This window comes from Citrobacter farmeri, assembly GCF_019048065.1.
Lineage (GTDB): Bacteria > Pseudomonadota > Gammaproteobacteria > Enterobacterales > Enterobacteriaceae > Citrobacter_A > Citrobacter_A farmeri.
Genome location: NZ_CP077291.1, coordinates 2,180,349 through 2,205,927, shown reverse-complemented (window position 1 = coordinate 2,205,927; position 25,579 = coordinate 2,180,349). Strand labels below are relative to the sequence as shown.

The window sequence follows — 25,579 nt, the reverse complement described above, 5'->3', positions numbered from 1 at the left end:
CCTTAACGTGTGACGGCTGTGGCTGCCTCACCGGCAGTCCACCACAATCTTATGATGCCAGTTCTCCGGTTTACGCTGCTCCTCAGTGGCAGCAGGTACCGTAAACGTGCAGTGTTCGTTTTGTCCTTCTCCCCAGACCACGCGAAGCGTCTGCGCCTGGCGGGCATCCAGGCCGCTGAGATAGGTCAGTCCCTTATTCCCCACGATGCCGGCCTCATCTTTTTCTCCATCCAGATACACCATGGCACCCAGCGGAACCGATCTGGCACTACGGATTTCCACCATCGCCCGGCGCCCTACACGGGTCGCAAATTTAAGGTGAACTGCCGCTCCCGGGGTCGGCACCACTTTGCGGGAGGACTCTTTCAGCTCCACATTCTCCGTTCCGCTGGTATCCAGGCTGACGGTGTTGTAGCGGTAAGGCGTGAGATACGTCACGACGGCATGGCCGAAATAATCGGTCCGGGCGCGGTTGTTTCCTGACACCCCAATTCCTGATGCCCCGGGGGTTTCCACAATGGCGATAGTATCGCCAAGCGCCGGGGAGAGAATGGCGCCTCCGCTGTACAGCGTAACGCCCCCGCTCATCCCCGCTGAATACTGGTTGTAATCGCTGCTGTGGCTCACGCCGCCGCTGAGATTCGCCATACTGCCGTTATACCCCAGCGAGCCGGACTCGCTGTATTTCCCCTGGCTGCTGCGCTGGACGTTGGCGGAATAGCTCACGGCATTGTCCAGAGCGCTGCCGGAATACCCCAGCGACTGGCTGTAACGGTTATCCCGGTCACGGGTAAGTCCGTAGTTCACTGAGCCGTAGTTACTTCTCCGCTCATCGTAGCCTCCCAGCGGCAGGCTGACGGACAGGCTCAGAATATTGTCATTGATGCTGCTGTCGCGGGTATGCGTCCAGGAGAGTGACACGCTGGCCGGGCCGATGGTCGTTCCTGTCCCACCGCTTATCGAGGTACTTTTACGGCCGGTACCGTAAAACCGGTCCTGGCTCAGGGACAGATACAGGTTGCCAAAATCGTACAGATTCTGGTTGACGTTCATCTCCACCCGGCTGCGCTTACGGCGATTCCATTCCGACTGTCCCGGCTCAAAGCCGTCGATGTCAGTATGGCTGTGCCGCGAGATGAATTCGGAGAAATCGAGATAATTCTTCGAACGGTACTGGTAGCCCAGAATCTGCAGGGAGGTGGCGGTCAGGTCAAAATAGCGGGCATAAAGAAAACGCACCGCCGAGCCTTCCTGGGACTGGTCCTTATTCCAGGTTTCCCGGTGGCGTGCATAGGCAACCTCCGTGGAGAAAGCGCCGATATTGCCAATATTCCAGGCCAGTCCGGTACTCAGCGACTGATAATCTTCCGAGGTCAACAGGGAACTGTTGAGCGTGAAATGCTCAAAGCCGTATTCCAGACTGCCGGTGGCCAGCAGTGGCTCTTCGGTTCCGGCATTCTGACTACGGTATTTCCCTGCGGTGGCGCTGTAGCGAAATGCCCCCGGGCGGATCATATTCGGCAGCGCCGTATAGGGGACGCGGAACACCTGGAACTGACCGTCAGATTCTTCCACGGTGACATCAAGGTCCGCACCAACCTGCGCACTGTACAGGTCATCAATGGCAAACGGCCCAGGGGTCAGCGTGTTACTGTAGATGATGTTCCCCCGCTGGCGGACCACCAGACGGGCGTTAGTCCGCGCAACGCCCCGGATCACCGGCGCGTAACGGAACTGGTTGTCCAGCAGCATGCGCTCACTGGTAGCCAGCGAAACACCGCTGACCGGCACCGTTCCTGTCATGTAGCCTGACGTTCTGGAGTAAATTTCCCCGGCCTGGAACTGGCTGCGTAGCGCTGCGATGTCCCGCGCAATGTAGCTTCGGTCATGATTTGAATCCCAGCCCTTTCCCGGATTCCGGTAGAAGGAATCGATACTGTAAAAACGCCATGCGCCGAGCGTTCCCACGCTGTTCAGGCTGATGTAGGCGCTACGGAACGTGCTGTCATTCGTTTTTCCCCCATTACCTGAATGCCCCTTGAGGCTGGAAGAGTAGTAATACCCCCGATAAGCCGTACGCAGACTGGGCACCCCTTCGTCCCATTCGAGGGGAGAAATCATGGCGAAGCGCTGCCTGTCGACCGCTTCCTGAGGCACAGTAATTTGCAGAACCTGGCTGGCATCATCGTAACGGATGAGAGACGCCGGTATCCGTTGCAGGAGATCTTCACACTGCTGTGGTTCAGCGTCAGACGCGGTAGTCGCACTGTCCCGATCGCGGGTGATCCAGCCCTCATAAAGGCTGACCTTCAGTCCCAGCATTTTCAGCTGTGAATATGTCAGGCAGGGTACGGTCAGTTGCTCTTTGTTCACCACAAACAGGACTTCCCAGTTTTCTGCAAGCTGATCGTTAACCCGGATATCTACCTGCTTTAACCCGGGAGACACGGCGTTGCGGGTGATAAATACTTCCGGTGACACGCCATTTTTATCCTTCAGCAGAAAAGCTTCTTCAAAACCAGATTCGGCAAGTGCATATCCAGGCAGAGCACAGCCGGCGCTGATGAAGCCCGCTGTCAACAACAACCTGACCATCACCTGCAGGCTGTTGATGGCAGAAGACTCTGGCTTTAACTCACGCATAAAACACTCCCTTCACCCCGCCTGGTATCTGAGCGTGACGTCGCCGGTTGTGGTAGGCATTGCCGCACCTTCATCCAGGTTGATGGTGGTATCATCCGGGCTGGGGTTCGTCTGGTTCAGGCTGATTTCATCGGTCCCGGCGGAGTTCAGGATCACAATGCCCACGTTGGTGGCCACACCGGTGTTTGCCAGCAGGTTAGGCTCGCCCGCCACGGGCGCCGTGCCGGAGAACAGTGCCCTGACGTTTTCAGCGCCAGTGGATGCGGTGCAGCCCGACAGCTGGATTGAGAACGGGGTTTTGTTCACAATGTCGCCGACGGCAGTGAATGCATCGCTGGTTGCACTGAGCAGGTTAACCGTGGCGGTCAGGCTTGGGGTGCTGTTGCCATCCTGAACAGCGCCAACAATGGTTTCACAGGCGGATGCCGTGATGCTGCCCGAGAAGTTAATGGTGCCATCCGCCGCCATCGCCCCTGCAGACATCAGTGCAGAAGAGACCAGTGCAGAAATAAACAAACGATTTGCTTTCATATGTAAAACTCCATTTTATTGATATACCTATATCTGCTGGTTTTCCTGCAGATTTATTATCATCCTGAATTGCTTTATTATGCCGACAGTAATACTCCCTCGTTAAATGGCGAAATTCCTGGCGAGATAACAGTGCACTTCACATGATGAATTCTTATTGCGCAGTATCACGGCAAATCGATTTAATTATCATCGTCGTTAAACCCGTGATTAACTTTATCAGTCCATGTATACAGCGGCGTTATTATGTCACTCCTCAGATAGTATCCTTTCCCTCTGACACGTATAAACAGTTCGGTTTCGATACCCACTTTATTTAAGCTTCTTTTTAAATTTTGCATAACCTGCCAGAGGCGGCTATGGGTACCTAAAAGATTATTTCTTTCCCAAACGTTATATATTATTTCGTCATCGGTAATCACACCTTTTTCAGCATGCTGCATCAGGTAACTGAGCAGCTCGCTCATCGTATGCCTCAGCTGGCAGGCATTTCCACGGTTGCTGATAAGTTGCTGCTGAGAGGGCAAATAGAGAACTGTGGAATCGATAAGATATCCATACGGTTTATTCATATGCTGGTCCATTACCGCTCCATATTCTGACACTCCATTTCTTTTTGTTATCATAACGATCGATTTTCCTAATTAAACCCATCCTAATTAAAAACGCGCATGAAGATTTAAAAACCAAAAAAACAATCACAATCAAAACAAAGTGCCAAACAGTGAATGGTAAGCCATCAAAAATTTCTACAAAACGAAATTGATTACCTGTATTGTTCGTGAAATGAAACATTGTTCAATGAAGTCATTAATATTTTATATTGGCCTTAAAAAAAATCTTAGCGTCTTTGTTAATGGATTGTTTCATTAATTCACTGGCAAGTGTTCTTTTGTTCATTTCCTTGTTCTGCATCAGTTGGGTGTAGCTTCGCTTTTGCCGTTCTTTTTTGGTATCTAAAGTCGCAAAGCCATCAATATTTAGTTTGTTTAACCAATAAATGTGAAATTGAAGAATTAAACACTGGTAAAATGGCAAGGTGAATGATGAAAAAATCGCAGACAGGTGAAATGCTTGAGCTGTTTTATCCATAAAATTCTGTCACATCTTTAGATCATCCACACCTGCGACCAGAACATGCGGTCCACGAATCTTTGCCTACAGACAGACTGTTTTTCTCACCAGGCCAGGAGATCTGATTCAAATGGGTCGTGACAACTGAAATACCATCAAAAAATGCAGAATATCAGGTACGTTTATAGCAGGAAGCGTACCTTGTGAAGGTTGATGTAATATATTTATTCTCTGGAACAGAGAAAAAGAAAGAACAATTCAGAATTGAATGAAATTATCGCTACTATCCGCGGCGTTTATCGTGTCGGTCAAATAGATCCAGACTATCAGGTCACCTTCGAATAATTGGGGAAAGACGTCACATTACTCTCGTCAGCGCCCCTGGCATCGTTCTGGAACAGAGTGCCGGAAATGCAAGGGTTCCTACACAGTCCTCCCCCGGCAAACTTGCCGGTGAAATGGAAGTCGGTCATGACGATGCGCTGACGGTTTACGAGGGCTGATCAAGGCGGATCGCAGAGATGAACAACACGCCCCTCATGACGCCACAAAAGTAGACATAGGTTTAAGAAAGTTGTTGAAATTTAGTATGATAAACGCAGTCAGAATAGATGCTCTAGAATTATTCATTATACGTATCACTTTCAATGATATTTTATATTTTGTAGAATAATTTGAATTAGATAACTGTGATTCCTCATCACTGGAGAAAGTCTTATGAAACTCGCCGTCTACAGTACAAAACAGTACGACAAGAAGTACCTGCAACAGGTTAACGAGGCTTTTGGCTTTGAGCTTGAATTCTTTGATTTTCTGTTGACGGAGAAAACGGCTAAAACCGCACATGGCTGCGAAGCGGTTTGTATCTTCGTGAACGATGATGGCAGCCGGCCAGTACTCGAAGAGCTGAAAAACCATGGTGTTAAGTATATTGCGCTGCGCTGCGCGGGTTTCAATAACGTCGATCTGGATGCGGCAAAAGAGCTGGGTCTGCAGGTCGTTCGTGTTCCGGCTTATTCTCCGGAAGCGGTCGCGGAACACGCGGTTGGTATGATGATGACCCTCAACCGCCGCATTCACCGCGCATACCAGCGTACCCGCGACGCCAATTTCTCTCTTGAAGGGTTAACGGGTTTCACTATGCACGGGAAAACCGCGGGGGTGATTGGCACCGGGAAAATTGGTATCGCCGCCCTGCGTATACTGAAAGGCTTTGGCATGCGTCTGCTGGCGTTTGATCCGTATCCCAGTGCGGCTGCGCTCGAACTCGGCGTGGAATATGTTGATCTGCCGACGCTGTTCGCCGAATCCGATGTGATTTCGCTGCACTGCCCGTTAACACCGGAAAACTATCACCTGCTAAACCATGCCGCGTTCGATCAGATGAAGAACGGCGTGATGGTCATTAACACCAGTCGCGGCGCGCTAATTGATTCTCAGGCGGCGATTGAAGCGCTGAAAAATCAGAAAATTGGTTCGCTGGGAATGGACGTTTACGAAAACGAGCGCGATCTGTTCTTCGAAGATAAGTCGAACGACGTTATCCAGGATGATGTTTTCCGTCGTCTGTCGGCCTGTCACAACGTCCTGTTCACCGGACATCAGGCCTTCCTGACCGCCGAAGCGCTGACCAGTATTTCTGAGACTACGCTACAGAATTTACAGCAGTTGGCGAACGGAGAAACCTGCCCTAACGCCCTGTTCTGATCCACCCCCTCCTGTTCGCAGGAGGGGTTTTCAGAATTTCCCCAAAGCCACTGGCGATAAGATCGGTATGCTGTCGGTGGCGATTACGCTTTAATGCAGAGAGTTAACATGAAGAAGGTCATCGCGCTGGTCGCGCTGAGCCTGCTGGTAGCAGGTTGTGTAAGCAATGGAAAAGTATCGGTCAGCCGTGAGCAATTACAGCATCACCGCTTTGTTCTGGAGAGTGTGGACGGTAAACCGGTCAATGCAACAGGTCATCCCCTTGAGCTGAGCTTTGGCGAAAAGATGACGATTTCAGGCAATATGTGTAATCGCTTCAACGGTCAGGCATCACTCTCTGACGGCGCATTGAAGGTTAAAGAGATGGTGATGACCCGCATGATGTGCGCCGATCCCCAGCTCAGCGAGCTGGACAATACCCTCAGCACCATGCTGAAACAGGGCGCACAAGTAGACCTGACCGCAAACCAGCTCACTCTGGCCACCGCGGAACACACGTTAAGCTATAAACTTGCCGATTTAGTGCAGTAATGGCTGCTCAGTAGTTACCACAACTTCCCGCGGCGAGGGATTGCTCGCTGCAACGTTTGCCGTTGGGAAGCGCACACATGCCGATTGCCGATCCATCCAGTTGACGAGCAACGGAGAGTGAACCGCCAATCATGGCGCAATTGGCCTCACCGGAACTGGTCATCGCCGCTTTTAAACCCGGTGCGACATGCGCTGCTGTCGCCTGTTGAACAGGTTCATTGTCGCTGCTGCAAGCCGACAATAATAACGCGGCACATCCTACCCAAAACGCTGCGCGCATTTGACTCCCCTCATATTCTGTAAGCGTAAACAAGCCGCACTAATAATAGGCATCCGAATCCGCTGCGTCGAGAGCCAAAACGCGCATTTATGCGGCCTCGCCGCATTTTATTGCGCTTTTTCACGGAGTTTTTGATCCCACGGACCGGTTCAGCCGCTACGCACTAACCCGACGGGCGGTCAGATAATGCTGTTGCCAGTATTGATTTGACAGATGTGACAGCGTCACGCCTTGCGAACTGGATGCATGAATAAAGGAGTCATTGCCGATATAGACGCCCACATGATGCACATTCGGTTCCGTTTTAAAAAACACCAAATCGCCGACGTTGAGTTCACGCTGACTGACAGGATGACCGGTATGGCTTTGCTCCAGCGCCGTACGCGGTAAACGTCTGTTGATCACCGACGCGATGATTCTGCGCGTGAACGCGGAACAATCAATTCCCCTGCGGCTATCCCCTCCCAGTCGGTAATCGGTTCCTCTCCACGCCGCAAATTCACTCATAATGCGACGCTTCAGTTGCGCTCTCTTATTCGGAACAGGCGCTTGCGAAAAGTACCCTTCAGAATAAGTCAGATGAGATACGGCATTGAAACTTATGTTTTTAAGCTGGCTCTTCATCATGGCAAATGACGATGACGAAACAGAAACCAGTAAAGCAAGTAGAAATATTCTAAACATAACCTAATCAAAACAATTAATTACATGAACACATCCAGACTTTTTGCGCACGAAAACAAATTTATCGATAGTGATAAATAAAAGGGTCATTTTTGTTATAACGCGTATTCGCGATTAAATAGAGATTATCGATATTCAGTAACAAGAAGATTTCCTGGCGCTTCTTGTCCTGAACTGCGCTCAGTATAGGCGTGGACTGACTGATACCGAACTTAAAAAGCCTTATTAAGAAATGTACGTTGCAACGATAATCGCGAAGATAATAAATTCATTAAGGAAATTCTCAAAGAAAATCCAAATCCATTTCTGGACAATGCAGTTTATATTATTGTGTCAACGATAATATTATCGTGATGAGTAATAAAAAATTCATTTCCGACCTCACGCGCAATAACCAATTCGTAACATAAAATCACAATAAAATATACAAGACGGGGTTTATCGCCGTGCAATAACATGGCCATTCATTTTGCGATCCTTGTGTCAATTTGTGCACTCGAAAGCGGCACAACTTCAAGGGAATACAGGAAAGTCCTATACTAAAGAAATAACTATCAGGGCGCTAAGTCGTTTCCTGCGTCCCTCTTTTTTGCGCAATGTAAGGGTGTCATATGCAAACAATTGACGGTAATGGTGCAGTCGCTTCGGTGGCGTTTCGTACCAGTGAAGTTATCGCCATCTACCCCATTACGCCCAGTTCAACGATGGCCGAACAGGCAGATGCCTGGGCAGGCAACGGGCTTAAAAATATCTGGGGGGATACGCCACGCGTCGTCGAAATGCAGTCGGAGGGTGGCGCTATTGCGACCGTTCACGGTGCGCTGCAAACCGGCGCGCTTGCCACCTCCTTTACCTCTTCACAGGGGTTACTGCTGATGATCCCCACGCTGTACAAACTGGCGGGCCAGTTAACCCCCTTTGTACTGCATGTCGCCGCACGAACGGTGGCAACCCATGCGCTGTCCATTTTTGGCGATCATTCTGATGTTATGGCCGTCCGCCAGACCGGCTGCGCCATGCTGTGCGCGGCAAGCGTCCAGGAAGCGCAGGACTTTGCGCTGATCTCACAAATCGCCACCCTGAAAAGTCGGGTTCCCTTTATTCACTTCTTTGATGGTTTCCGCACATCGCATGAGATCAACAAAATCATTCCGCTGGCGGATGACACAATTCGCGGCCTGATGCCGCAGGCTGAAATTGAGGCGCACCGCGCCAGGGCGCTCAATCCGGAACACCCGGTGATCCGCGGTACCTCTGCGAATCCGGATACTTACTTCCAGTCCCGGGAGGCAACCAACCCGTGGTATGACGCGGTATATGACCATGTCCAACAGGCGATGAATGACTTCGCCGCGGCAACGGGTCGTCAGTATCAGCCGTTTGAATACTACGGCCATCCGCAGGCCGAGCGGGTCATCATTCTGATGGGCTCCGCCATTGGTACCAGCGAAGAGGTGGTCGATGAACTGTTGACGCGTGGTGAAAAAGTCGGAGTACTGAAAGTCCGTCTGTTCCGCCCCTTCTCGGCTACGCATCTGCTGCGGGCCTTGCCTGATTCCGTCCGCGCGGTTGCCGTGCTCGATCGCACCAAAGAACCGGGTGCACAGGCCGAACCATTGTATCTCGATGTGATGACCGCGCTGGCGGAAGCCTTCAACTGCGGCGAACGCGAAACGTTGCCGCGTGTGATTGGCGGCCGTTATGGCCTCTCGTCAAAAGAATTTGGTCCGGACTGCGTGCTGGCGGTCTTTAATGAGCTGAACCACGCCAAACCCAAACCGCGCTTTACCGTTGGTATTTACGATGATGTGACCAACCTGTCGTTGCCGCTACCTGATAACACCTTACCGTCTACCGCTAAACTGGAGGCGCTGTTTTACGGCCTCGGCAGTGACGGCAGCGTTTCGGCAACCAAGAACAATATCAAGATCATCGGCAATTCGACGCCGTGGTATGCCCAGGGTTACTTCGTTTATGACTCTAAAAAGGCTGGCGGTCTGACGGTTTCTCACCTGCGCGTGAGTGAACAGCCGATTCGATCCGCTTACCTGGTTTCTCAGGCCGATTTTGTCGGCTGCCACCAGCTGCAGTTTATCGACAAGTACCAGATGGCTGAGCGTCTGAAACCTGGGGGCATTTTCCTGCTGAATACACCTTATCCCGCCGATGAGGTATGGTCGCGGTTACCGCAGGAAGTACAGGCGGTACTGAATCAGAAGAAAGCGCGTTTTTACGTCATCAATGCGGCGAAAATCGCCCGTGAATGTGGACTGGCGGCACGTATTAACACCGTCATGCAAATGGCGTTTTTCCATCTGACTCAAATCCTGCCTGGCGACAGCGCGCTGGCTGAGCTTCAGGGCGCGATCGCCAAAAGCTACAGCAGCAAAGGACAGGACCTGGTGGAGCGCAACTGGCAGGCGCTGGCACTGGCGCGGGAATCCGTTGTTGAGGTGCCGCTGCAAGCGGTTGATCCGCACAGCGCCAACCGTCCTCCGGTGGTGTCTGACGCCGCGCCTGACTTTGTAAAAACGGTCACCGCCGCCATGCTCGCGGGACTCGGCGACGCCCTTCCCGTTTCGGCGCTCCCGCCCGACGGCACCTGGCCTATGGGCACCACGCGCTGGGAAAAACGCAACATTGCCGAAACGATCCCCATCTGGAAAGAAGAGCTTTGCACCCAGTGTAACCACTGCGTTGCCGCCTGCCCGCACTCGGCGATTCGCGCCAAAGTGGTCTCGCCGGAAGCCATGGCAAACGCCCCTTCAAGCCTGCATTCGCTGGATGTGAAATCACGCGACATGCGCGGGCAGAAATACGTTCTGCAGGTCGCACCGGAAGATTGCACCGGCTGTAATCTGTGCGTGGAAGTGTGTCCGGCGAAAGATCGGCAGAATCCGGAAATCAAGGCCATCAATATGATGTCCCGCCTTGAACACGTAGAGGAAGAAAAAGTGAACTATGACTTTTTCCTCGACCTCCCGGAAATTGACCGCAGCACGCTTGAGCGCATCGATATTCGTACGTCACAGTTGATTACGCCGCTGTTTGAATATTCCGGCGCCTGCTCGGGCTGTGGCGAAACGCCGTATATCAAGTTACTGACACAACTCTACGGTGACAGAATGCTGATCGCCAACGCCACGGGTTGTTCGTCTATTTACGGCGGTAACCTGCCTTCGACGCCGTACACGACCGATGCTAATGGTCGCGGCCCCGCGTGGGCGAACTCGCTGTTTGAAGATAACGCAGAGTTCGGTCTGGGTTTCCGTCTGACGGTCGATCAACATCGGGTACGCGTTCTGCGCCTGCTTGAACAGTTTGCCGACCAGATCCCGGCCGAACTGAACGAGGCGTTGCATGCAGAAGCCACACCTGAAGTGCGTCGTGAGCAGGTTGCCGCGCTGCGTCAGCATCTGAAGGATGTCGATGGTGCGCGTGAACTGCTTACTGACGCTGATGCGCTGGTTGAAAAATCGATCTGGCTGATTGGCGGCGACGGCTGGGCCTACGATATTGGCTTTGGCGGTCTGGATCATGTACTTAGCCTGACTGAAAACGTCAATATTCTGGTACTGGATACGCAGTGCTACTCCAACACTGGCGGTCAAGCCTCAAAAGCCACACCGCTCGGTGCCGTAACGAAATTTGGTGAGCACGGTAAGCGTAAGGCGCGTAAAGATCTGGGTGTCAGCATGATGATGTATGGTCATGTCTATGTGGCGCAGATTTCGCTCGGTGCACAACTCAACCAGACCGTGAAGGCGATTCAGGAAGCGGAAGCGTATCCGGGGCCGTCGCTGATCATCGCCTACAGCCCGTGTGAAGAACACGGCTATGACCTCGCGCTGAGTCACGATCAGATGCGTCAGTTAACGGCGACCGGCTTCTGGCCGCTCTACCGCTTTGATCCGCGCCGTGCGGATGAAGGTAAATTGCCGCTGGCGCTGGACTCTCGCCCGCCGTCAGATGCGCTGGCGGAGACATTGCTCAACGAACAACGTTTCCGTCGCCTGAACGCGCAGCAGCCGGAAGTAGCCGAACAGTTATGGAAAGACGCCACGGCGGATCTGCAAAAACGCTATGACTTCCTGGCGCAACTGGCTGGTAAAGCAGAGAAGAGCAGTACCGACTGACCCGGTTGCCGGTATCATTGCCTGAACGCAAAAAAAAGCCCGAACATCTGTTCGGGCTTGTCAGTTTCTTGTCGGCAAATCAGTACGTTTCGCAATGGACCAACAAAAAAGCAGTATGTGACAATAAAGGCATATAACAGGCGCAGAATATCGCATCGTCTTTATTTTGTATAATTTTTATTTTATATAATTCATACAATTATATTCATGCCAATTATTATCATTTCTATAGAATTATTTATTTAAGGTTTAACTTAAGACGTAACGATTGATACTTATCTCTTTACGGAACTTCTCCTTTAGCATGTTTTTACTCCCCAACAGAGGGAGTTACAGGTAAATAAAAAACTAAAGGATTATTTCGATGAAAAGAAAAGTACTGGCCCTTGTTATCCCTGCTCTGTTAGCCGCTGGCGCAGTGCATGCCGCTGAAGTTTATAATAAAGACGGCAACAAATTAGATCTCTATGGCAAAGTTGATGGCCTGCATTATTTCTCTGATGATGCTAACAGTGATGGCGATCAAACTTATGTACGTCTGGGTTTTAAAGGTGAAACACAGATTAATGACCAACTGACCGGTTACGGCCAGTGGGAATATCAGGTTAATGCCAACACCACCGAAAGCGACCACGGCAACAGCTTTACTCGTCTTGCTTTCGCTGGCCTGAAATTTGGCGATTACGGTTCATTCGACTACGGTCGTAACTACGGCGTCATGTATGACGTGGAAGGCTGGACCGATATGCTGCCTGAATTTGGCGGCGACTCCTACACCCGTTCTGACAACTTTATGACGGGTCGCGCTAACGGTGTCGCGACCTGGCGTAATACTGATTTCTTCGGTCTGGTTAACGGCCTGAACGTTGCCCTGCAGTATCAGGGAGCCAACGAAGATCAGATTACCAATGAACAGGAAGGTACCGGTAATGGCGGCGATCGCGCGGTTCAGAACTCGAACGGCGACGGTTTCGGTATCTCTTCAACCTATGACTTCGGGATGGGAATCAGCTTCGGTGCAGCCTACACCACTTCCGATCGGACCAACGAGCAGGTCAACACCGGCGGTCGCGTTGCGGGTGGTGATAAGGCGGATGCCTGGACGGCGGGTCTGAAATATGACGCCAACAATATCTATCTGGCCACCATGTACTCTGAAACCCGTAACATGACCCCGTACGGTGATGACGGCGTAGCAAACAAAACCCAAAACGTTGAAGTCACTGCGCAATACCAGTTCGATTTCGGTCTGCGTCCGGCGGTTTCCTTCCTGATGTCAAAAGGAAAAGATCTGACCGGCCAGGGCAATGACGACAGCAAAGATCTGGTGAAATACGCGGATATTGGCGCGACTTACTACTTCAACAAAAACATGTCCACCTACGTGGATTATAAAATTAACCTGTTGGATAACGACGACAGCTTCTATTCTCGTAATAATATTAATACCGATGATGTCGTCGCACTCGGTATGGTCTATCAGTTCTAAGCCCCATAGCCCGCTGCTTACAGCGGGCTGTTATCCTTTTCCCGCCGTTATAACCCATCCGCTTTAGCTATAACAAAACGCGATATCCTGAAGACTAAAATCCCCTTCAGTTAGATGATATATTCACTGTATGACCTGCCGTCGAGGATGCCCGCCATGAACCATCAGCCCGTAAAATCATCACGAATCGCATCCGTCGGCTATGACGAGAAATCTTCTACGCTGGAAATCCGTTTCTATCAGTCTGGTGTTCTGCAATATCGCGGCGTCCCGGCGCATATCTACCAAAATTTCCTTTCTGTGGTTTCTAAAGGCCGATTTTATGACGGTGTTATTAAGGGTAAATACCCGGAAATTAAAAACAAATAATGTTGAAATGTGATCACTGTCATTGTACTGAATCTGCGATAAGACGTTACACTTTATATGGATACTCAAACAGGAGGTTTAATGAACAGAACAATTCTTGTACCTATCGATATTTCAGACTCGGAATTAACTCAACGTGTGATTAATCATGTCGAAGCCGAGGCGAAAATTGACGATGCGCAGGTTCATTTTCTGACCGTCATTCCGTCTCTGCCTTACTATTCTGCACTGGGCCTGGCCTACTCTGCGGAGTTGCCTGCCATGGACGATCTGAAAGCCGAAGCGAAATCTCAACTGGAAGAGATAATCAAGAAGTTCACTATCCCGTCAGACAGAGTACAGATCCATATCGCTGAAGGTTCGCCAAAAGACAAGATTCTGGAAATGGCGAAAAAATTAGCGGTAGATATGGTGATTATCGCCTCGCATCGCCCGGACATTACAACGTATCTGTTAGGGTCGAACGCTGCCGCCGTGGTACGCCATGCAGAGTGTTCCGTACTGGTTGTACGCTAACATTTTCAGCCCGCACACCGCTGCGGGCTTTTTTGGACCCGCCTCTACCATCACACCAGCTACGTTCTATAAATGTGCTGACATTTTTCTCGCTTATCCGTACCATACGGGCCACTATTTTTAAATCAGACAGCTTTGCCGGTCTTTTTACCGTGACGCCTACTCTTCTGATGCCACACAATGAATTGAGCCTCTATTACATGTCGCAAAATCAAGATATTAGTAAAAAAGAACAGTACAACCTGAACAAATTGCAAAAACGTCTGCGTCGTAACGTGGGCGAAGCGATTGCCGATTTCAATATGATTGAGGATGGCGACCGTATCATGGTCTGCCTGTCCGGCGGTAAAGACAGCTACACCATGCTGGAAATTTTGCGCAATTTGCAGCAAAGCGCCCCCATTAGTTTTTCGCTGGTTGCGGTTAACCTGGACCAGAAACAGCCCGGTTTCCCTGAGCATATTCTGCCTGGCTATCTTGAGCAGCTTGGCGTTGAGTACAAGATTGTTGAAGAGAACACGTATGGGATCGTGAAAGATAAGATTCCGGAAGGCAAAACCACCTGCTCTCTTTGTTCACGCCTGCGCCGCGGTATTCTCTACCGCACGGCGACGGAACTGGGTGCCACCAAAATCGCACTGGGCCACCATCGCGACGATATTCTGCAAACCCTGTTCCTGAATATGTTCTACGGCGGGAAAATGAAAGGTATGCCACCTAAGCTGATGAGCGATGATGGCAAACATATCGTGATTCGCCCGCTGGCCTACTGCCGTGAAAAGGATATTGAACGCTTTGCCGAAGCCAAAGGCTTCCCGATTATCCCTTGTAATCTGTGCGGTTCGCAGCCGAATCTGCAACGTCAGGTCATTGCCGATATGCTGCGTGACTGGGATAAACGCTATCCAGGCCGTATTGAGACCATGTTCAGCGCCATGCAGAACGTGGTGCCTTCACACCTGAGCGATATTAACCTTTTCGACTTCAAAGGTATTAAACACGGTTCGGACGTTGTCGATGGCGGCGATCTGGCGTTTGATCGTGAAGAGATCCCTCTCCAGCCTGCAGGCTGGCAACCGGAAGAAGACGACAATCAGCTTGATGAACTCCGCCTGAACGTCGTTGAAGTGAAGTAATGTGAAATGGGCCGGACACTTTTCGTCTCCGGCCCAACAGAGGTTTATTTCAGTAGCCGAACCCGGCAGGTCTTACCTTTAATTTTTCCATTCTGCAATTGTTTCCACGCCTTATGCGCCACCGACTGACGGACCGCCACATAGACATGCGCCGGATGAACGGTGATCTTGCCAATATCCGCGCCATCCAGACCAATATCTCCGGTTAAGGCACCCAGCACATCGCCCGGACGCATTTTGGCTTTCTTGCCTCCGTCGATACACAGCGTCGCCATTTCAGCCACCAGCGGCGTGAGCAGACGTTGAGTCGGCGCGGAGACCCAGTTGAGGGGGATCTGGAGCATTTCAGAGAGAATATTCGCCCGCTGTGCTTCTTCCGGTGCGCAAAAGCTGATAGCCAGACCGCTGTTCCCGGCTCGCGCGGTACGTCCAATGCGATGAACATGGACTTCCGGATCCCACGCCAGCTCGAAATTCACCACCAACTCCAGGGATTTGATATCGAGTCCGCGCGCCGCAACGTCAGTTGCCACCAGCACGCGCACACTGCCGTTGGCAAAGCGGACCAGCGTCTGATCGCGGTCGCGCTGTTCCAGATCGCCGTGAAGCGCAAGCGCGCTTTGTCCGGCCTCATTCAGCGCATCACACACCGCCTGACAATCTTTTTTGGTATTACAGAACACCACGCAGGAGGCTGGCTGATGCTGGCTAAGCAACGTTTGCAATAGCGGAATTTTGCCGTGCGCGGAGGTTTCAAAGAACTGCTGTTCGATAGCAGGAAGCGCATCCACCGAATCAATTTCGATAGAGAGCGGATTTCGCTGCACGCGACCGCTGATTGCCGCGATCGCTTCCGGCCAGGTGGCAGAAAACAGCAGCGTCTGACGCGATTCGGGTGCGAAGCGGATCACCTCGTCTATCGCCTCACTGAATCCCATATCCAGCATCCGATCGGCTTCGTCCATCACCAGCGTGGTCAGCGCCTCCAGCGAAACAGTGCCCTTTTGCAGGTGGTCGAGCAAACGACCAGGCGTGGCGACGATAATATGCGGCGCATGCTGAAGAGAATCGCGCTGCGCACCGAAAGGTTGTCCGCCGCAGAGGGTCAGGATTTTGGTATTCGGTAAAAAACGCGCCAGCCGACGCAGTTCGCCAGCGACCTGATCCGCCAGTTCGCGCGTCGGACACAGAACCAGCGACTGCGTCTGAAACAGGGTGACATCAATATGTTGTAACAGCCCGAGACCAAATGCTGCCGTCTTACCGCTGCCGGTTTTCGCCTGCACCCGGACATCCTGTCCGCCAAGGATCGCCGGCAACGCCGCTGCCTGTACAGGCGTCATGGACAGATATCCCAACTCATTCAGATTCTCAAGCTGGGCGGCGGGTAATACATTCAGGGTAGCAAAAGCAGTCACAATTTCATCTCACGGTAAACGACTCACAGTCAGCAGGCGCGTATCCTCGCAGATCTGCGCGTGCGATGCGACAATTTAATCGGTTCTTCATCCGGCGGCGGATCCGGCATCGGCTGCGGGCGGGGAATCGGATCAGGAACAGGAATGGGGTCGGTTGGCACAGAATCAGACAAATGAATCGCCCGAGCGTGCAAGGTTAACAGTTGAAACATCGTTGCCTCCGGTCTGTCATTGACTCCCTTATAGGGTAGCTGCTGAAAACGGGCAGACAAAAAAAAGCCGACTTATTTAAGTCGGCGTCGTACGAATCAATTGTGCTATGCAGTAATTCAAAAAAGGAAGTAAGACAATATGGAGCGCAACGCCCATCGCTTGACGTTGCATTCACCTGCAAGAGTGATATTGCCCCTAACAGGCGTCCTGTTTATTGACTTCGCTCAATCTTAAAGCCGTTTTTAGGCAAGGAAATCTCTTAAAACACCCGTTTTTACAACCATTTACTACGATGCAACCATAAAGTAACACCACCAATCAGAACCACTAACAGAATACAAAAGAGTGAAAAACCAAATTGCCATCCTCCGCCAGGTATGCCGCCGAGATTAACGCCGAACAGTCCGGTCAGAAACGTGCTGGGAAGGAAAACCATCGCCATCAATGACATGGTATACGTGCGTCTTGCCAGAGATTCCTGCATCACCTGAGCAATCTCATCCGCCATGACGCCGGTACGGGCAATGCAGGCATCAATTTCATCCAGCCCTCTTCCCAGTCGATCGGCAATATCCTGCATCCGGCGTCGCTGATCGTCCGTCATCCACGGAAGACGCTCACTGGCCAGACGCGAGTACACATCCCGCTGCGGTGCCATATAACGGCGCATCACAATCAGTTGTTTTCTCAGTAGCGCAAGGAATCCGCGCGGCGGGATTTGTTGATCGAGCAGATTATCTTCGAGATCGATGATCTTATCGTGCAACTGTTCGATAAATTCACTGGCGTGGTCCGTCAGCGCATCGCATACATCCACCAGCCAGCCGCCGCAATCGGTAGGCCCGCTGCCTTGCTGGAGATCGCTGACCACATCGTCGAGCGCCAGCACTTTACGCTGTCGCGTGGAGACGATCAGCCGTTCATTCATATACAGACGCATGGCCACCAGTTGGTCCGGGCGTTCATCGGTGCTGCCATTAATACAGCGCAGCGTAATGAGCGTCCCTTCGCCCAGGCGGCTGACGCGCGGACGGAGACTTTCACCGGCCAGCGCATCCCGGACGTTATTCGGTAGTAGCGGCGTCGTTGCCAGCCATTGCGCGCTGTCCGGATGCGTGTAGTTCAGGTGCAGCCAGCATGGATGTTCGCTGCTGATCACATCATCATCTTCCAGCGGTTTTACCCCGCCTTTGCCGTCCAGCAACCAGGCAAACACCGCATCCGGCACACTGACTTCCGACCCTTTAATGGCTTCCATTTCGCCTCCATACCTCGCGCTTTTCTGGTTAGTCTAGCCGTCGACGTATGTTAAGCAACTACTCATTCTCCCAATGTGGTGCCGGGGTTCATGAATACCCCCGAACAAAGTGCTTATGCACAGGGGGGGAAATCTCTTCTGTCGGCTCACTTAAACGGAATTGATGTGTTTTAGACTGGAGGTCGACAACCTGTGATTTCAGAACATCCGACGATCCGGATAATTCATCCACCATCAGCGCGTTACTTTGAGTCACTTTTTCCAGTTCACTCATCGCCTGGGTTATCTGATCGATCCCTTTTTCCTGTTCAGCCGTGGTGATCGATATTTCACTCATCAGCTGGCTTAATTGTCCTGCTCCCTGAACAATTTCCTGCATGTTTTTTTCTGTTTCCCCCACAACCATTGCGCCTTGCTGCACATTTTGATGCGTGACGTCGATGAGCCCCCGGATATTTTTTGCCGCCTCTGCGCTTCTGTGTGCCAGATTTCGAACCTCCGTTGCCACAACGGAAAATCCTTTTCCGTGCTCACCTGCGCGCGCAGCTTCTACCGCGGCGTTCAGAGCCAGAATATTGGTCTGGAACGCAATATCATCAATCAGAGTGATTATTTCGGTCATTTGCTGTGCACACGCCGTAATCGAATGCATATTACTGGCAACCTGCACCATTAATTCACTGCCCTTGTACGCGCATTGCATCGCACTGTCGGCCTGTTGGTTAGCAAGTCGTGTGTGGTCGGCATTGTTGCGGGTGCTGGCTGCCATCTGTTCCATACTGGCGGCGGTCTGGATTAATGAGGCTGACTGCTGTTCTGTTTTTACTGATAATTCAGCGCTACGAGCGGCCAACTGTTCTGACAGCGACAGCGCTGTTTTCGAAGATAGCCGGATCTCTCGCACCAGCGTCGCGATACTGCCGGATAAACTGTTGATGCCCGGAATGAGTCTCCCGGCACAGTTATTACCAAATTCAGGAATATGAATGGCAAGATTTCCGGCGGTCACCGCTTCAATACTTCTTTTCACTGTATTGATGGGCGTGACAAGATATATTGTCATGTAGCACCATAATGACAATAACGCCAACAGAAAAATGATATTCATTGCAATGAATACCGGCAACTTCACCGAGTACATTATTTGCACGGTATTAATCAGACAAAAAGTTAATAGCAGAAATACGATAATAAATGTTCTGACGCTAATGTGTTTTAACATTTTAAACCTGTTAGAGAGTAATATGGCAGGTCATATTTATATAGCATCAGAAAAGCATATATTCTTCTCGTTCGGCTCTCCGTTCAATCTTCACGCTGAGATTCATTAAATTTACCTTAAAGAAGGATAATATCGATTAAGTTTGCCTTATGCTTACTGTTAATCATGACATGAGCGCGTTTTTTCCTCCGGCCCTAAGCTATTCCACTACTTAACAATTAAGCGCTACGACATTCTAAGTAATGGGCGTTAAATCTGACTTAAATGATTAGATATCATAATGTTTTGATAAGTACATTCGTACTCCTGCCGTTTATCGCCTTTGGACGCTAATGAGGAAGGTAAAAAATTCGATCTTTGTCCTCTCTTTTCTCATGCGAATGGATGAATCCCTGCTAAATTTAACTGCACGACAGACTCTCGATGGAAAGCCTGATGTTGCACGTATCATGGGATCCGGTATTAATCGGCATCTCGTTTCTTGTTGCCTTCATCGCTGCATTTGTCTCCCTCGATAGCGCGGGTAAAGTGGCTATTTCTGTGCGTCGGGAATCAACATTCTGGCGCTTGTCGGGCGGTATTACGCTCGGAATGGGGATCTGGTCGATGCATTTCATCGGAATGCTGGCGATGAAAATGAGCATGCCCCTTAACTATCACCTGCCGTTGACCTTCCTCTCCTTTACCATCGCCCTGCTCGCGGCATCGCTTGCGATGCACATTGCAATTTCTGGTCCCCCGTTCTCACGCGTCAGGCTGATCGCCGCGACTCTTGTTCTGAGCATGGGAATGGTCGCCATGCATTATGTTGGGATGGCAGCCGTCATCGGACATGGTGTTATCGTCTGGAATCCTGGGCTGGTTGCGCTGTCCGTGCTCATTGCCGTCGTGGCTTCCGGTTTCGGCCTGCGACTGGCTTTTTCACCGCACCAGAATACGCGCCAGACGTTGCTTAGCCGGCTGGCAGCGGCATTGATTGTCGCCCTGGCTATCTCCGCCATGCATTACACCGGCATGAGCGCGGCCACATTTAACCATCACAGCCACGCACTTCACACGGGGCTCAGCCAGGGTGAACTCGCCATCTGCGTCACGGGCATCACGCTGGTGACGCTGGGTATGATGCTGGTGATCTCCATGCTTGACTCACAGGTGCGGGCGTCGCAACTGGCGGAAAATCTCTCCCATCTCAATAAGAAGCTGACGCAACAAAGTCATTTTGATGCCCTGACAGGGTTGCCGAACCGCGCACAAATCGACACCTGTTTATTGGCTTTTATGGAAGACACGGCCCTCCACCAGCATCGGTTTGTCCTTGCTTTTATCGATCTTGATCGCTTTAAAGTCGTCAATGACACCTGGGGTCATCATATTGGCGACCAGCTGCTGGTCGCCAGTAGCCAGCGCATCCTTGCCTGTCTTGATGACACCATGACGCTTGCCCGTTTAGGTGGCGACGAATTTATTTTGTTGATGCCCGAGAACGATACCGAATCTATATCCACGCGGATGGACCGTATTACCACCGCCCTGCGAATGCCTTTCTCCCTCTCAGGCCATAGCATTCATGTTTCACTCAGCGCCGGACTGAGCGTCTATCCCGAACATGGCACAACCACCCATGAGTTACGCGTGAAAGCGGACGTCGCCATGTATCATGTGAAACAGCAGGGTCGCGATGGCTGGGCCATCTACCAACCGGAAATGGAGGCCATTGTCACCACCGCGCCAGCCTTTTTACAGGATCTGTCGCAGGCGCTGGCGCGTAATGAATTTGAGCTTTGGTATCAGCCCAAATACACCGCCGGCAACCACACGCTTACCGGATTTGAGGCGCTGCTGCGCTGGCGGCATCCTGAGCAAGGGTTACTGCTACCGGGCGCATTTCTCCCCACGCTTGAAGATACCGGCCTCATGCTTTCGGTCGGGAAATGGGTGATTCAGCAGGCGTGTTCACAGCTTTCTCAATGGACCCAGCAAGGGCATCCCGACTGGTCGCTCGCGGTCAACCTCTCTGCGACGCAGTTTGAGCAGCATGACATTGTCGATATCGTCTGTGGCGCGCTTGCCCGCTACCAGATCCCACCGTCCCGGTTAACGCTGGAAATAACGGAAAGTGTCGCGCTGAAGAATCCTGGACGCGGCATTGAGATCCTTAATATCTTTTCAGCAGCCGGGATCACGGTTTCAATTGATGACTTCGGTACCGGATATTCAAATATGCTAATGTTGAAATCACTCCCGGCGCGGGAATTGAAAATTGATCGTATCTTTATTAAAGATATCAATGAGAACAACAAGAACAGCAAAATTGTCTCGACGATTATTGATATCGCCCATTCTATGAATTTGCGCGTCGTCGCGGAGGGGATCGAAACGCCAGAACAAGAGCGACTCCTGACGCAAATGGGCTGTGCCGTACTGCAGGGCTTTTTATATGCTCAACCCTTACCCGCGCAGAAAATACCGGCGCTATTACAAAGGGATAGTCTCATTAAGCAGCTAAACGTTGTTTCCTGTTTACCGCAACAACGCTCTATTACACTATAAAAACCATTCTCGCCTGGGCGCAAAATAATTAATAAAAATAACAGGATTACTGATGATTGCACATAACCTGAATGCACTGGATTTATTAACACTCCCGGTCTGGATCGTCTCTCCAGACACCGAGGAATTACTCTTTGCCAATCGCATCGCCAGAGAGGTAATGCAGGGATACACCTTCAGCCAATTGCGTAAGGGGGTGTATTCCACTCACGCGCAGACTGCCTTACCAAACTATATTACGGATCTTCGCAACCACCGGGATATTGTCGAGATTCTGACGGTGCTTCGTGAAAATAATCAGGCTGCTCTCACTTGCCGGTTGTCGATTAAAGATCTACCGGATTCCGGGGAAGTGATTCTTTTCGAAGGCCTTGATACCCCGGCGGCGCAGGGGTTAAAGGCCAGTCGCTCGGCAACCTATCAACGTAAGAAGCAGGGATTTTACGCCCGATTCTTTCTCACTAACTCCGCCCCCATGCTGCTGATCGACCCATCCAGAGATGGCCTGATTGTCGATGCTAACCTGGCGGCCCTTAATTTCTACGGTTACAGTCTGGAAGCGATGTGCCAGAAGCATACGTGGGAAATCAATATGCTGGGGCGGCAGATTCTGCCGATTATGCATGAGATTGCGCGACTTCCCGGCGGACATAAGCCGTTAAATTTTGTCCATAAAATTGCCGATGGCACCACCCGTCATGTGCAGACCTATGCCGGACCGATTGAAATCTACGGCGACAGGCTAATGCTGTGCATCATTCACGACATCACTGAACAAAAACGCCTCGAACAAGAACTGGAGCGCGCCGCGCTGCACGATGCGCTGACCGGACTGCTCAACCGTCGTCAGTTCTATCAACTGACTGAACAGGGACAGATGCAACATCTGTCCCTGCCCCAGGATTACAGCCTGCTGCTCATTGATACTGACCGGTTTAAAAGCATTAACGATCTGTATGGCCACCTGAAAGGGGATGAGGTTCTCTGCGAACTGGCGCGAAACCTGGAGTCCAGTGCTCGCAAAGGCGACCTGGTGTTCCGCTGGGGCGGCGAGGAATTTGTTCTGCTGTTACCACGCACGCCGCTGGAAACCGCGCTGCAGTTAGCCGAATCCATTCGCGCCTCGGTGGCGAAAATTGGCCTTCCCGGCCTGCCGCGCTTTACCGTAAGCATCGGGGTGGCCCATCACGAGCCAAATGAAAGTATCGATGAGTTGTTTAAACGGGTAGATGCGGCGCTATACCGGGCCAAAAACGATGGGCGAAACCGGGTGCTCGCAGCCTGAAAACGATGCTCCCCGACGACGCGCACCGTCGCCGGGGAAATCCGGACTCACTTCCCGGCGGCGTCGCGCTGGTCAAAAACCTGCTGCGCCAAATGCAGCGTCGCATTGGCGGCGGGCAGTCCGCAGTAAAGCGCCGAATGCATAATCAGCTCTTTCAGTTCCTCACGCGTCACGCCGTTGTTGAACGCGGCATTGAGATGCATTTTCAACTCCGCCTCTCGATTCAGCGCAATCAGCATCGCAATGGTTATCATACTGCGTGTATGCCGATCCAGCCCGGGGCGGCTCCAGATATCCCCCCAGGCATAACGGGTAATAAAGTCCTGAAATTCTTCGTTCAGCGGCGTCAGATTTTGCACGGTGCGGTCAACATGCGCATCGCCCAGCACCGCCCTGCGCACGGCCATTCCCTGCTGATAGCGTTCTTCATCCTGCATGGTGATCTCCCAGAAACGATAATAACGCCGCGTTCACAGCGGCCGGTGCTTCAATAGTGGATAAGTGGGACGCCTTCACCACCGCCAGCACAGAACCAGCAATATGCTGATGCATAAACCGGGCATCAGCCACGGTGGTGACCGGGTCATCCTCTCCTGCGATCAGCAGTACGGGTCGCGTAATGCAGCTAATCTGTTCACGCAAATCCGCCGTTGCCAGCGCATCACAGCAGGCAGCGTATCCTTCTGCAGATGCGTCCGCGAGTTGCTGAGACAGTGCAGCGACCGTTTGCGGTGCAGACTGACAAAAAGACGGGCTGAACCAGCGTTCAGGTGCGCTGACGGCAATATCGTGCAGTCCGTTCTGACGAACGCTTTGCGCGCGAGCGTGCCAGCCCGCCTCATCACCGATGCGTGCCGCGCTGTTTATCACCGTCAGGCTCAGCAGTCGCTGAGGCTGATGGCAGGCAAGCCAGAGCCCGGTGAGCCCTCCCATCGAGATCCCGCAAAAATGCGCTGTCGGAATGTCCAGGTGGTCAAGCAACGCAATCACATCCTGCCCCAGCCGGGCGAGATCGGTGGGCCCCGTTTTACGCGTAGCCCCATGTCCGTGCGTGTCATAGCGCAAGACCCGATACTGTGCGCTCAACGCCGCAAGTTGTGGCGTCCACATGGCAAGCGTGGTGCCCAGGGAATTAGATAACACCACCACCGGCGCATCGTCCGGGCCATCAATCTGGTAATTCAGTTCCATGTTGTCGTTCCTCATAACGTGCCAGCACACGTTGAACAAATTGTGCCGCGCTGCCGGTCGCCGTGTTGGGGTCCAGTAATGCCGCCAGCTGAGATTCATTAAGATGCGCCATCACCTGCGGGTCATCGACAAGTACCGCATGCAGGGAGCAATCGTTTTCTATCGCGCGATGGCACAGACCTTCAATCAAATGATGCGCGTCCTGTTTGCCGATAAATGCCGCCAGCGCCAGAGTGACCGCTTCCGCCATCATCAGGCCGTGGGTGATGTCCAGGTTGTTACGCATTTTTTGCGGGAAGACCTGCATATTCATGGCGAGCAGTTGCGTTTCCTCCAGTGCATGTCCAACCAGCATAACGATCTCCGGCAGGACCTCCCACTCGGCCTGCCAGCCGCCGAGCGCGCGTTCATGCTGCTGCAGTTGACAACTAAACAGTGTGGCCATCAGCCCTGGCGTTCGCTGCGTGGAGGTCAGGATCGCAGCACAACTCACCGGATTTCGCTTATGCGGCATCGCCGACGATCCGCCCCGACCGGCGGCGACAGGTTCGCTGACCTCCGCCACTTCGGTTTGCATCAGCAGCGCGAAGTCCTGAGCAAACTTACCGAGCGTACCGCCGACGCCGGCGTACCATGCCCCGACTTCCAGTAACCGATCGCGCTGAGTATGCCAGGGGGTATCCGGTAGCGTCAGCGCCAGTTCCTGAGCAAGCCGCGCGGACACCGGTAGAGCATCCTGCCCAAGTGACGCCAGCGTTCCCGCCGCACCGCCAAACTGCAGAACCTGGACGCGCGGCAGCAGCTGTTGCAGGCGTTCCTGCCAGCGCAGCAGCGCATCAAGCGTGCTCGCCAGTTTTGCCCCCCAGGTCACCGGCAGCGCCTGCTGCATCCAGGTGCGTCCGGGCATGACGGTGTGCTGGTAGCGCAATGCCTGGCGGGCAAAAGTGTCTGTCAATTGACCCAGTGCGCGTTGCGTGTGATTCAGCGCGGCACGCAGTTGCAGCACGAAACCCGTATCAATCACGTCCTGACTGGTTGCGCCCCAGTGAACATAACGTGCCGCATCGGGATCCGCGTTCTTTACCCGTGCGGTTACGTGTTTTATCAGCGGAATAGCCAGATTGCCGGCTGCCCGCGCCGCTTCCGCCAGCGCGTGCCTGTCAAACAACTCCGCGCGACAGGCCTGGACGATAGGCCCGACGGCCGTTGCCGGGATTACGCCACAGGCGGCCTGCGCGCGGGCCAGCGCGGCCTCGAAATCAAGCATCCCCTGAAGAAGCTGTATGTCTGAAAATTGTGCCGTGAGCGCGGTGCCGCGCATCAACGGGGTTAGCAAGGTCATTCCT

22 protein-coding genes are annotated in these 25,579 nt (G+C 52.2%); 9 read left to right on the top strand and 13 right to left on the bottom strand.

From position 1 onward, the window contains the following. Positions 1-27: 27 nt before the first annotated feature. The 4 genes from I6L53_RS10400 to I6L53_RS10385 all read right to left on the bottom strand — a co-directional run bounded on the left by I6L53_RS10400 (position 28) and on the right by I6L53_RS10385 (position 4,266). On the bottom strand, positions 28-2,643 hold the full coding sequence (locus I6L53_RS10400) for a fimbria/pilus outer membrane usher protein (RefSeq protein WP_052425373.1): 2,616 nt from the start codon (positions 2,641-2,643) through the stop codon (positions 28-30). 12 nt (positions 2,644-2,655) lie between these two features. Further along, on the bottom strand, positions 2,656-3,174 hold the full coding sequence (locus I6L53_RS10395) for a fimbrial protein (RefSeq protein ID WP_042318866.1): 519 nt from the start codon (positions 3,172-3,174) through the stop codon (positions 2,656-2,658). A gap of 182 nt (positions 3,175-3,356) precedes the next feature. Continuing rightward, a complete protein-coding gene (locus tag I6L53_RS10390) occupies positions 3,357-3,758 on the bottom strand; it encodes a winged helix-turn-helix domain-containing protein (RefSeq protein WP_052425372.1) in 402 nt (133 codons plus the stop codon). Between the two features lie 226 nt (positions 3,759-3,984). Continuing rightward, a complete protein-coding gene (locus tag I6L53_RS10385; RefSeq protein WP_042318865.1) occupies positions 3,985-4,266 on the bottom strand; it encodes a hypothetical protein in 282 nt (93 codons plus the stop codon). Positions 4,267-4,965: 699 nt separating this feature from the next. On the opposite strand from I6L53_RS10385, the gene I6L53_RS10380 reads away from it, so the two are divergent. Both I6L53_RS10380 and hslJ read left to right on the top strand, forming a co-directional pair. Continuing rightward, positions 4,966-5,955 carry a 2-hydroxyacid dehydrogenase gene (locus I6L53_RS10380; RefSeq protein ID WP_042318863.1) on the top strand — a complete coding sequence of 330 codons (990 nt, stop codon included), beginning with the start codon at positions 4,966-4,968 and terminating at the stop codon, positions 5,953-5,955. A gap of 108 nt (positions 5,956-6,063) precedes the next feature. Continuing rightward, the gene (hslJ, locus tag I6L53_RS10375) at positions 6,064-6,486 is read left to right on the top strand and encodes a heat shock protein HslJ (RefSeq protein ID WP_042318862.1); all 423 of its coding nucleotides are present in this window, start codon (positions 6,064-6,066) and stop codon (positions 6,484-6,486) included. 7 nt (positions 6,487-6,493) lie between these two features. Here the strand turns inward: hslJ and I6L53_RS10370 are convergent, their stop codons facing one another. Together I6L53_RS10370 and I6L53_RS10365 are read right to left on the bottom strand one after the other, a co-directional pair. Continuing rightward, the gene (locus I6L53_RS10370) at positions 6,494-6,766 is read right to left on the bottom strand and encodes a putative hemolysin (RefSeq protein WP_042318861.1); all 273 of its coding nucleotides are present in this window, start codon (positions 6,764-6,766) and stop codon (positions 6,494-6,496) included. A 156-nt stretch (positions 6,767-6,922) separates the two neighbouring features. Continuing rightward, on the bottom strand, positions 6,923-7,273 hold the full coding sequence (locus I6L53_RS10365; protein ID WP_232231072.1) for an NlpC/P60 family protein: 351 nt from the start codon (positions 7,271-7,273) through the stop codon (positions 6,923-6,925). A gap of 788 nt (positions 7,274-8,061) precedes the next feature. On the opposite strand from I6L53_RS10365, the gene nifJ reads away from it, so the two are divergent. The 5 genes from nifJ (at position 8,062) to ttcA (ending at position 15,096) form a co-directional block, all read left to right on the top strand. After that, complete coding sequence (nifJ, locus tag I6L53_RS10360) at positions 8,062-11,586, top strand: pyruvate:ferredoxin (flavodoxin) oxidoreductase (protein ID WP_042318859.1); 3,525 nt, start codon at positions 8,062-8,064, stop codon at positions 11,584-11,586. Positions 11,587-11,950: 364 nt separating this feature from the next. After that, positions 11,951-13,075 carry a porin OmpC gene (gene ompC / locus I6L53_RS10355; protein WP_042318858.1) on the top strand — a complete coding sequence of 375 codons (1,125 nt, stop codon included), beginning with the start codon at positions 11,951-11,953 and terminating at the stop codon, positions 13,073-13,075. A 156-nt stretch (positions 13,076-13,231) separates the two neighbouring features. Then, entirely contained in the window at positions 13,232-13,444 is a 213-nt protein-coding gene (locus I6L53_RS10350) for a KTSC domain-containing protein (RefSeq protein WP_042318857.1), read from the top strand. Positions 13,445-13,525: 81 nt separating this feature from the next. Beyond that, on the top strand, positions 13,526-13,960 hold the full coding sequence (uspF, locus tag I6L53_RS10345) for a universal stress protein UspF (RefSeq protein WP_042318856.1): 435 nt from the start codon (positions 13,526-13,528) through the stop codon (positions 13,958-13,960). Positions 13,961-14,160: 200 nt separating this feature from the next. After that, on the top strand, positions 14,161-15,096 hold the full coding sequence (ttcA, locus tag I6L53_RS10340; protein WP_042318854.1) for a tRNA 2-thiocytidine(32) synthetase TtcA: 936 nt from the start codon (positions 14,161-14,163) through the stop codon (positions 15,094-15,096). 44 nt (positions 15,097-15,140) lie between these two features. On the opposite strand, the gene dbpA is transcribed toward ttcA, so the two are convergent. The 4 genes from dbpA to I6L53_RS10325 form a co-directional block, all read right to left on the bottom strand. Continuing rightward, positions 15,141-16,514, bottom strand: a complete 1,374-nt coding sequence (gene dbpA, locus I6L53_RS10335; protein WP_042318853.1) for an ATP-dependent RNA helicase DbpA — start codon at positions 16,512-16,514, stop codon at positions 15,141-15,143. 29 nt (positions 16,515-16,543) lie between these two features. After that, a complete protein-coding gene (gene ynaL / locus I6L53_RS23635) occupies positions 16,544-16,726 on the bottom strand; it encodes a proline-rich small protein YnaL (RefSeq protein ID WP_072015686.1) in 183 nt (60 codons plus the stop codon). 275 nt (positions 16,727-17,001) lie between these two features. Continuing rightward, positions 17,002-17,985, bottom strand: a complete 984-nt coding sequence (gene zntB, locus I6L53_RS10330) for a zinc transporter ZntB (RefSeq protein ID WP_042318851.1) — start codon at positions 17,983-17,985, stop codon at positions 17,002-17,004. A gap of 88 nt (positions 17,986-18,073) precedes the next feature. Continuing rightward, positions 18,074-19,207, bottom strand: coding sequence for a methyl-accepting chemotaxis protein (locus tag I6L53_RS10325; protein WP_042318849.1), 1,134 nt, complete (start codon positions 19,205-19,207; stop codon positions 18,074-18,076). 435 nt (positions 19,208-19,642) lie between these two features. Between I6L53_RS10325 and I6L53_RS10320 the strand changes: the two genes are divergently transcribed. Continuing rightward, a complete protein-coding gene (locus I6L53_RS10320) occupies positions 19,643-21,757 on the top strand; it encodes a putative bifunctional diguanylate cyclase/phosphodiesterase (protein WP_042318847.1) in 2,115 nt (704 codons plus the stop codon). A 52-nt stretch (positions 21,758-21,809) separates the two neighbouring features. Beyond that, entirely contained in the window at positions 21,810-23,042 is a 1,233-nt protein-coding gene (locus tag I6L53_RS10315) for a GGDEF domain-containing protein (protein WP_042318845.1), read from the top strand. A 47-nt stretch (positions 23,043-23,089) separates the two neighbouring features. Here I6L53_RS10315 and pcaC read toward each other — a convergent pair whose 3' ends face one another. From pcaC to I6L53_RS10300, 3 genes are read right to left on the bottom strand one after another with little or no spacing between them, the layout of a single operon-like run. Next, entirely contained in the window at positions 23,090-23,479 is a 390-nt protein-coding gene (gene pcaC, locus I6L53_RS10310) for a 4-carboxymuconolactone decarboxylase (protein WP_042318844.1), read from the bottom strand. Continuing rightward, positions 23,469-24,233, bottom strand: coding sequence for a 3-oxoadipate enol-lactonase (gene pcaD, locus I6L53_RS10305; RefSeq protein WP_042318842.1), 765 nt, complete (start codon positions 24,231-24,233; stop codon positions 23,469-23,471). Before pcaD ends, pcaC begins: the two co-directional genes overlap by 11 nt. Further along, positions 24,211-25,575, bottom strand: coding sequence for a 3-carboxy-cis,cis-muconate cycloisomerase (locus tag I6L53_RS10300; RefSeq protein WP_042318840.1), 1,365 nt, complete (start codon positions 25,573-25,575; stop codon positions 24,211-24,213). The genes pcaD and I6L53_RS10300 overlap by 23 nt, the downstream gene beginning before the upstream one ends. Positions 25,576-25,579 lie beyond the last annotated feature (4 nt).

Coding starts and splice junctions, on each gene's coding strand:
- ynaL (WP_072015686.1), bottom strand. CDS start 16,726: ATGTTTCAACTGTTAACCTTGCACGCTCGGGCGATTCATTTGTCTGAT.
- I6L53_RS10315 (WP_042318845.1), top strand. CDS start 21,810: ATGATTGCACATAACCTGAATGCACTGGATTTATTAACACTCCCGGTC.
- I6L53_RS10390 (WP_052425372.1), bottom strand. CDS start 3,758: ATGGACCAGCATATGAATAAACCGTATGGATATCTTATCGATTCCACA.
- zntB (WP_042318851.1), bottom strand. CDS start 17,985: ATGGAAGCCATTAAAGGGTCGGAAGTCAGTGTGCCGGATGCGGTGTTT.
- I6L53_RS10385 (WP_042318865.1), bottom strand. CDS start 4,266: ATGGATAAAACAGCTCAAGCATTTCACCTGTCTGCGATTTTTTCATCA.
- pcaC (WP_042318844.1), bottom strand. CDS start 23,479: ATGCAGGATGAAGAACGCTATCAGCAGGGAATGGCCGTGCGCAGGGCG.
- uspF (WP_042318856.1), top strand. CDS start 13,526: ATGAACAGAACAATTCTTGTACCTATCGATATTTCAGACTCGGAATTA.
- I6L53_RS10325 (WP_042318849.1), bottom strand. CDS start 19,207: ATGTTAAAACACATTAGCGTCAGAACATTTATTATCGTATTTCTGCTA.
- I6L53_RS10365 (WP_232231072.1), bottom strand. CDS start 7,273: ATGAGTGAATTTGCGGCGTGGAGAGGAACCGATTACCGACTGGGAGGG.
- I6L53_RS10380 (WP_042318863.1), top strand. CDS start 4,966: ATGAAACTCGCCGTCTACAGTACAAAACAGTACGACAAGAAGTACCTG.
- nifJ (WP_042318859.1), top strand. CDS start 8,062: ATGCAAACAATTGACGGTAATGGTGCAGTCGCTTCGGTGGCGTTTCGT.
- pcaD (WP_042318842.1), bottom strand. CDS start 24,233: ATGGAACTGAATTACCAGATTGATGGCCCGGACGATGCGCCGGTGGTG.
- ttcA (WP_042318854.1), top strand. CDS start 14,161: ATGTCGCAAAATCAAGATATTAGTAAAAAAGAACAGTACAACCTGAAC.
- I6L53_RS10400 (WP_052425373.1), bottom strand. CDS start 2,643: ATGCGTGAGTTAAAGCCAGAGTCTTCTGCCATCAACAGCCTGCAGGTG.
- ompC (WP_042318858.1), top strand. CDS start 11,951: ATGAAAAGAAAAGTACTGGCCCTTGTTATCCCTGCTCTGTTAGCCGCT.
- I6L53_RS10370 (WP_042318861.1), bottom strand. CDS start 6,766: ATGCGCGCAGCGTTTTGGGTAGGATGTGCCGCGTTATTATTGTCGGCT.
- hslJ (WP_042318862.1), top strand. CDS start 6,064: ATGAAGAAGGTCATCGCGCTGGTCGCGCTGAGCCTGCTGGTAGCAGGT.
- I6L53_RS10350 (WP_042318857.1), top strand. CDS start 13,232: ATGAACCATCAGCCCGTAAAATCATCACGAATCGCATCCGTCGGCTAT.
- I6L53_RS10300 (WP_042318840.1), bottom strand. CDS start 25,575: ATGACCTTGCTAACCCCGTTGATGCGCGGCACCGCGCTCACGGCACAA.
- I6L53_RS10320 (WP_042318847.1), top strand. CDS start 19,643: ATGTTGCACGTATCATGGGATCCGGTATTAATCGGCATCTCGTTTCTT.
- I6L53_RS10395 (WP_042318866.1), bottom strand. CDS start 3,174: ATGAAAGCAAATCGTTTGTTTATTTCTGCACTGGTCTCTTCTGCACTG.